Annotated in this window: 2 protein-coding genes; both read left to right on the top strand. The window is 62.7% G+C overall.

Features of this window, described 5'->3' with window-relative positions; all coding sequences use genetic code 11:
• A partial coding sequence (locus tag EOA60_RS32040; RefSeq protein ID WP_128312557.1) for an aminotransferase class IV occupies positions 1-418 on the top strand: 418 nt, incomplete at its 5' end.
• A 40-nt stretch (positions 419-458) separates the two neighbouring features.
• A complete protein-coding gene (locus tag EOA60_RS32045; RefSeq protein WP_095823420.1) occupies positions 459-1,394 on the top strand; it encodes a DUF3445 domain-containing protein in 936 nt (311 codons plus the stop codon).
• The last annotated feature ends 227 nt before the right edge of the window (positions 1,395-1,621 follow it).

Genomic DNA, 1,621 nt, shown 5'->3' on the forward strand with positions numbered 1-1,621 from the left:
GACCGCATCCGTGCAGCCCTATGAGCCGCTCGTCGCCGACAAGGTCTGGCGGCTGCAAATGGCCCGGGTCAGGCTTGATTCCGCCGACATGCTGCTGCGCCACAAGACCAGCCGGCGACATCTGTACACGCGTGCCCGCGCCGAATATCTCGTCACCCAGGCCGACGAGGTGCTGCTGGCCAATGAGCGCGGAGAAATCTGCGAAGGCACGATCACCAATCTGTTCGCCGATTTCGGCGGCGGGGTGCTGGTGACGCCCCGGCTTGATTGCGGCCTGCTGCCTGGAGTATTGCGCGGCGAGCTTCTGGACGAAGGCCGCGCCGCGGAAGCGATCTACACCTTCGACGATCTGAAGTCGGCGCAGGCGATCTTCGTCGGCAACTCACTGCGCGGATTGATCCCGGCGCAACTCGGCTGATTGAGGCTGGGAGACATCAACTGGATAGCACCAGGCACGCATGACCATTCGCCAACCGACCCATACGCCCTATGACGGGTCCTCAAAGCTCTTCACCATCGGCCTGAAGCCGCTCGAGCTCAACCGCTGGATCGAGGTCGATCATTTCCTTCTGCCCCATCTCGCCGAGAAGCGGCGGCTTTACGCGGAGATCCCGGAAAAGATTTTTGTCGAGGAGGAAGAGACTCGCGATGCACAGCAAGAAGTGTTCGACCTTCTCGCCGGCTATCTTCCGGCAAAACATCCCGAGACCCACCGAGGTGCCGGCTCGGATGTCGAGGTCGTGGGCCTCGAAAGCGCGAGCAACGCGCTGCCGCCCGAATTGAACAAGGCGCCGCTCGCCCACGCGTCCCTGCTGGTGCAGGAAGACCTGATTATCATGCGCCGCGGCGATAACGGCTGGCGGCTCGCCGCCGGCTCGCTCTGCTTTCCGTCATCCTGGTCGCTCCAGGAGAAATTCGGCAAGCCGCTGCAACAGATCCACGCGCCCGTGCCCGGCTTCGGCCCCGGCACGCGGCCTGCCGACCTCATCAACCGCATGTTCGACGGCCTGCAGGGCCAAGCGGTCGAGCGCTTCAACTGGTCGATCCAGGCGGGCGACGCGCTCTATCATCCGCTTTCCAACGGGGAGCGCATCGACCGTGCCACGAACCGTCCGACGCGTTTTTCGGATGGTGACATCAACGCCCATGCCTTCATTCGCGTCGAGCGTCAGACCTTGCGCAAGCTGCCGGTGTCGCGCGACATCCTTTTCACCATTCGCATCCATCTCGACCCGCTGGCGGTGCTTGCCCGTCACCCCGACAAGGTCGCGCTTGCGGCCTCCTTCGCCGACCAGCTGAATGCTCTCGATCAGGCGCAGCTCGACTACAAGGGTTTGAGCGCGGACCGCGACCGGCTGGTTTCGTACCTCGCCGGCATGGCCATGGTGGCTTAACCAAACCGCCAGGCCGGTTTGGCCGTCGGTTGGCGGTTTTCGCTGGTTTGTGGCAATGATCTGTGATGTAGGGCTACCGGCGAAAAATGCCGGACTTTCCCATGTTTGAAGGAGTATACGAAAAAATGGCGAATGAGAACTGGCCCGTTTACGGTGAAATCACCGGCCCTGTCGTGATGATCGGCTTCGGCTCGATCGGGCGGGGAACGCTGCCGCTGATCGAACGC

Source organism: Mesorhizobium sp. M1A.F.Ca.IN.020.06.1.1, from assembly GCF_004023265.1.
Classification (GTDB): domain Bacteria; phylum Pseudomonadota; class Alphaproteobacteria; order Rhizobiales; family Rhizobiaceae; genus Mesorhizobium.